This is a genomic window from Shewanella sp. N2AIL, from assembly GCF_022690845.1.
GTDB lineage: Bacteria > Pseudomonadota > Gammaproteobacteria > Enterobacterales > Shewanellaceae > Shewanella > Shewanella baltica.
Genome location: NZ_JALBYT010000059.1, coordinates 1 through 5,928, shown reverse-complemented (window position 1 = coordinate 5,928; position 5,928 = coordinate 1). Strand labels below are relative to the sequence as shown.

Annotated in this window: 6 protein-coding genes; 1 reads left to right on the top strand and 5 read right to left on the bottom strand. The window is 42.6% G+C overall.

The features are described 5' to 3' along the window. Nucleotides 1–129 precede the first annotated feature (129 nt). Nucleotides 130–519, bottom strand: a complete 390-nt coding sequence (locus tag MO387_RS20590; RefSeq protein WP_242326497.1) for a hypothetical protein — start codon at nt 517–519, stop codon at nt 130–132. 187 nt (nt 520–706) lie between these two features. On the opposite strand from MO387_RS20590, the gene MO387_RS20585 reads away from it, so the two are divergent. Next, nucleotides 707–1,366: a DeoR family transcriptional regulator gene (locus MO387_RS20585; RefSeq protein ID WP_242326496.1), complete on the top strand. Its 660-nt coding sequence runs from the start codon at nt 707–709 to the stop codon at nt 1,364–1,366. 119 nt (nt 1,367–1,485) lie between these two features. Here MO387_RS20585 and MO387_RS20580 read toward each other — a convergent pair whose 3' ends face one another. The 4 genes from MO387_RS20580 to MO387_RS20565 all read right to left on the bottom strand — a co-directional run bounded on the left by MO387_RS20580 (nt 1,486) and on the right by MO387_RS20565 (nt 5,722). After that, nucleotides 1,486–2,307, bottom strand: a complete 822-nt coding sequence (locus MO387_RS20580) for a hypothetical protein (RefSeq protein ID WP_242326495.1) — start codon at nt 2,305–2,307, stop codon at nt 1,486–1,488. Between the two features lie 285 nt (nt 2,308–2,592). Continuing rightward, a complete protein-coding gene (locus tag MO387_RS20575; protein WP_242326494.1) occupies nt 2,593–4,437 on the bottom strand; it encodes a DNA polymerase in 1,845 nt (614 codons plus the stop codon). Nucleotides 4,438–4,532: 95 nt separating this feature from the next. Further along, nucleotides 4,533–4,739: a hypothetical protein gene (locus MO387_RS20570; RefSeq protein WP_242326493.1), complete on the bottom strand. Its 207-nt coding sequence runs from the start codon at nt 4,737–4,739 to the stop codon at nt 4,533–4,535. Between the two features lie 761 nt (nt 4,740–5,500). Next, nucleotides 5,501–5,722 carry a glycine zipper domain-containing protein gene (locus tag MO387_RS20565; protein ID WP_242326492.1) on the bottom strand — a complete coding sequence of 74 codons (222 nt, stop codon included), beginning with the start codon at nt 5,720–5,722 and terminating at the stop codon, nt 5,501–5,503. Nucleotides 5,723–5,928 lie beyond the last annotated feature (206 nt).

Here is a 5,928-nt window from a genome sequence, read left to right as displayed (position 1 = left end):
AGTTAATGTAACAGACCCAGCGATCTAGGATTTAGGTGTGAGAGGTATGGATTAATTCTTTATCCGCAAAGCACCGATTATGATGCGCCATGTACTGGTGGAAACGCTCCGTGGCTTGGAAGTCTAACTTTATCGAGCTACTCGACACATTTCCGCCATGTACTGCATTCTATCAGGCATGGACAACAACATTCCGCCTGATAACATTAATCTAAAGTCCAGTGTTTTATCATCTTTGACTTCATATTGCATAGCCATCAATGCCCCTGATTGCTTGAACCAGCCTTCAATCGTTACTATGTCACCGGAAGCCGTTCCTGCTTTAGATGACCATGTTGCATCGCGAACAGACCCATTCACTATCTTCTCAATGGTATTACCGTTACAGCTCTGCATCTTATAGCTTTTCACTATGTTAACTAAATCACGGTCATCACTGGCGAGGACGGGTGATCCTACCCCAACTAAAGAGGTTCCCAGAACCAATATTTTCGATATTTTGCGCAAATCCTTGTTCATATATATTCCTGTTTAAATTAGTCAGACGTTGACCTAGTCTAGTTTAACACGAACACCCGTCAGGATGTGTCAGCGCAGCATGTCACAAGTTATGTCGGTAATAACAAAAGTACTAGCCAAATTAAAAGGTTAAGGTCAAATTTCAGAGCGACACTACCTGTCTATTGAGGCTATTACAATTATCATCATGAAAGAACACGACAAACTAGCCTTGAGACTTGCCCTTATTTTGACTCGATTGTTCCAAGGGCAAAAAATGCGACTGTCAGACCTATGTCACGAATTCAATGTGTCAGAACGGACGGTACAGCGGGATTTGAATAATAGGTTAAGTTATCTTCCAATTGAAAGAGACGGCAATCTGTACTGGTTAGCAGCAGACGCTTTGCCAAGACCTGTTAATACAAATATTCAGCAGTCATTAAAACATCTGGGACTGGATGGATTGTTGCCAACGGATGCGTTAGTTAGTCTCTGGGGGGAAGACATTGCACCAATCTTATTTAAACAAGCACATACCAATCACGATCCACTTATAGTGAGTAAGCTAATACAAGCTATTAATCTGCACCGTATCGTCGTGCTATGGTTGGCTGAAAGGATGATAGAAGTAGAACCATACAAGCTGATTTATCAAAAAGCTCAATGGTACTTGGCGGCAAGTTGGCAAGACCGATTGTTCTACGTGTCTTTATCTGACATTCAGCAATGTTCACCGCTTGGCTTAGCGTTTCAACCTGCCAAACAATTTCAACAACTAGTCCACATGGACAGTCCAACGTTACTTTACCCGATACAGCAAGATGTAGTTGTCGATATGACTGAACGTGTTGCGGACTTCGGGTGAAAGAGCGGTTTCGTCAGAGGAAATATCAAATGGGTTATTTTCACGAAAAAGAATAGCAAGAAATCATACAAGAGAACGGTATAGAGTAAGGTACTTACTCTATACCCAATACGAGCATCTTACACTAACTCACCTAATAGGTGCATTACCTCGTCCATCCGACCTTGCGGAAATAGCTTATACAAATCCATCGTAGGATAGTGGTTCAACAGTACCTTAGTTAACCGCATTGACCGTATTGTTACGGGTACTGCATGCTCGGGCAACTTAGAACGTTTGGCATTTTTACATTCATCAGTAGTGGTCTTATATCCTAATGCTGTTAGTTGCTCAGCCAATGCTTTATAAGTTAACCCCCGATCACACCCCCAATATTTTTGCACCGCGGCACGTATGAATATCCGCCGCAACAAACCAACAGAACCCTCTGTAGTCACCTTGATACCTGTACCCTTGGTGGTAATAGCACTCTCGTAATAATCCTCCCAAGATTCCCAGTCCGCCATTGTCTTCAAGCAATTGTCAGTTCTCCATCCATCAAACAGAACACGGGCCTGCTGGGCTTCTTCGGCACTACGCCAAGGTGAGCTATCAAAGGCTATATGCTCTCGACCATCAACGGCAATCATACGAGGATTTATAAGCTTTCGTTTAAAGTCGAATTCCAAGTTCAATCGACGCTCTTTTTTCAACATCACTAAATCTGACTCATTTAGCCACTGCTCAGTTGTAGATATTAGATGAGTATTGTCGGTCAGTTGATTTGGCCGACGCTCAAGGTATAAATCAATCATGTAACGATTATGTTCACTAAAAGAGCACGGAGGTTTTATGCCAGCCTTAGCTAACAGAGCTGGATGTCCTTCAATAGCTTGAGCTGTTATCTGGCCTCTAGTTTTCATGGCTATTACTTGAGCAATTCGATGCTTTTCCACTAGCATTGCGTTATATCTCCAGCTATTACATCAGTAACAATTAGTTGGTTTAATTCGCTAATAATTTCATACAACTTGCCTTGAAGCACGTTACACCCCCAGTTTGTATTAGATTGTAGCATCACGATAAATAGTTTTAGCAACTCATCGGAACAGGGTAAAATTCCATACTGTTTCTCAGTAACCAAGATCGCATCCTGTAATTCCAGTAAGGCAGCATTTCGTCCTCGGCATGCTTTCTTGGCAACTATTGTCATATATTCACGTCGAAGCTGCATGTAAGTAGCCATATTATTCATCGCCTATAGTGTTAAAAGGTTTACTCACAAGTAAGTCGTGCGAATTAAAACGAGTGCAGATCGGCCCTGAAAGATTCAATTCATCTTGCGGCGCGTCAGTAAGAAAACCATCCGTAGTGACGCTAATTACTTGCCTATTTGTTGGCACAGATGCTAATAGTTCACCGATCACGGCACGAACAAAGCCTGTAGTGTGCGCAGCGAAGTATGGGTTAGTCACTGCGGACCGTGGTATGTCTTTGCTCAACCCACTAGCCAATTCAAAGGCGGTTTTGCCTCGTAAACCCTGAGCAGTTTTGCCATATAGTGAATTACCTATTTCTTTCCACATCAACTCTTCAAAACTTTTCTTAGGGTAGGAAGTTCGCTTCTCACGAATCAATCGCACGAACGATAGGAATAAAGATTCACTGTCACTCTGCCATGGGATTACTACACCTTGCAGGATCTCGATGGTTGCCCCCATATTGTGAGCAACCTCGATTTCAGGCGCAGTAGTGTAGGTTTCACCAGTAAGCGGGAAATACAGCCCATATAGTGCGTGATGTACGGCAAAAACGGGGTGGGTTGTACTATCCGGGAAAGCAAACCGAACACGGGCGAAGCCACAAACATGCCCGCAGAAAGCATCAAGGCTATCAGTCATAAACGCCCTGTCATAATCAAGCGGACGTATATCAACCATACCTGTCGTATATGCGCCAGCTAAGTCAAAATCATAGAAAGTACCAACTGCTGACGGGCCAGAAGTGAAGCATTCATTGCGTCCACCCATGTAACAGCGAATAGCTAAGTGCTCGAATAACTCACGTGCATCTGTAGGCATTAATTCCTTTTTAGTATGAGGCCGCCCTAACTGGGCATTCCAGTGTTGAGTCGTAATTTCACGCTCACCAAAAGCTTCACGTTTATCCACGCTAGAATCTTTAAGCATTTTCTGAAACACTGCCACCCCCATTGCACCAAGCGTTATTGGACACTTAGATAACCCTAATTCAGCTGAGGAAAATTTGAACATTTTTAAACCATAAGCCAATGCAATCTCAGCATCGCGCATGGCATATGCTTCAAACAAACTAGGCTGTTCAAGCATGAATTTGCGCATATCACCTTTGGAATAAGATGGGGGTAACTCCAACTTAGGCAAGCCTATAATTTCGCCAATTACAGCTAAACCAGCCCCACCAGGACTTAGCGCTAGGGTGTCAACAAAACGAACCTGAGTGCGATACTTCTCACCAGATGGAGCTGCAATAACTTGAGGGTCTTTACCCGCCTTGCGTTTTCCAAAGGCATTTACATCCACACCATAATCTGTCTGGGCAGAGGCAACAGTTCGACGTAGCCCACGTAATGTAGTTTTTTGGTTTTTCCAGAAGTCAGCAAAGTTAGTTATATCAGCGCGTAGGAAATGCCCGAATACAACTACCTGCTTTGGCACTTCATCAATTAGTTCTTGCTCAAACATTTCACAAAGCACGCGTCCAACTAGAACATCAAATTCCAAACGGTGATTCTTAGCACCACTTTTTGGGAATATCAGTGTGGAGTACTGCCCCAGTGTTGTTTGCGCAAAAACTTGATAGCTGAGTATTTCGTTATACCCTCTAACAGAGCTATAAACGTATTCGGTATCAAGCCCTAGATAAACCGTGTCACCATTAGCCCATTCGAGGCTCATGGGCTTATAAACTTCGTTGCCAACAGTAAAAGGGTCTAAAGGCGGTTCGTTAATCAAGGTCATGAAGGCTGTATTAGCCACGGAAATATTAATCATGGCATTGAGTGCAGACGAATCGTTGAAACTATGTAAATCAATCTCGCGAGGAATAGCCATCTTCATTTGCTCCTAAGTAAATTTTAGAGTATGAAGTGCCCTACCCAACAGAAAAGGCACTTCAATCAACAAGAGGTAAATTAGGGGGGGGGGAACTACGAGATTAGTGCATTAACGATTTCGTCACGCATAGCAGCAGCTTTGGCGTTGTCGGGCTCAGGCACCCACAGTAGCTTCTCACCAGCATTATTAAGAATCATCAGACCGTGGTCCTTGTAATGGCTACAGGCACCGATCAGTGCTTTACGCATTGCATCGCCAGTAGGTAATAGAATAAACGCCGAAGTGGTTGTGGTGGTCATAAAAGTTCTCCAAGTTAGATTGCAAAGTAAGTGAGTAACATCACTGCGGCGCCACAGCGTGGGGGAGATAGTCACACCATACACAGAGAAAAACAATAGCCAGAAAACCACTGAAAAACAGGATTTAACAGCCATTAAAACAAGGCTAAAATGTACAAAAAAGTTCTCTAAGCTACCGAACCCTTAAGAAATTTTTAGAGACTACAAATTCAAACAAAAAAACGATAAAAAGGACGAGTAATTTATTTTCAATTATTGCATCAATAGCTCAAAAAACAAACGAATTCACCTAGACGAAGAAAGTCTATCGCAATTAATCGCGCAAAGAGATTGTCCAATAATTAGAAATTAGTTTTATCAGAAGGTGTGATTCGATAGTAATGGGTATGTATACCCCCTATATGACACCATCAATTTCCATTTACATTTGTCCAAGTTAGACATGCCAGTAGCTGCATCGTGTCTGCAAATTTTATGTCTGGTATAGGTGGGTATACCAAGTAACATACCCATACAGAAAAATTACACCCTTCAATGTCACTCTAATTATTTCCAGCTGTATTTTTTGGTGATTCAAACTTGGTGTGACATCACTGTATGGGATAATGACTATTATCCCCCCTCTACGATACTTTCATCATCCTGTTGCGCGATATATCAGCGCTCACGTTTTTGTGAATCATTAACACGCTATTAATCGGATCTCGTTATCTTCCTTGCTATAAAAAAAGAAGACTCAGCATCTTCTTTCACTTTATTATTTAATCGCTATCATTTCCCAGCACATAACCTAATGTGCCACCGATTATGGCGCCCGTGACCATACCAGCAGGGCCAAAACATCGGCCAATCACTATCCCTGTCGATGCCCCTTTGATTGCGCCTTTATAACTGGGGCGAACTTCATAACCAACTCCATCGCTACTTTTACTTATCCTGACTGCGCCCGTTTGACCTACATTTGTAATGCGTGATTTCTGCATTTAATCTCCTCTTTCTACGTTAACGGATGGTGTATCCGCTGTGACTACAACTAAAACAACAAGCGCCACCTCATCATCGCGGTGTTTTTCAAGATAGTTGTCACTCTTTGTTTAAATATTAAGCTGCATTTATTACGCCTTCTTCTGGTGCCTTATCTGGGTTGAGTGTTACAGCGCCAACCGCTTCACAATTTCTGATCTCTGTA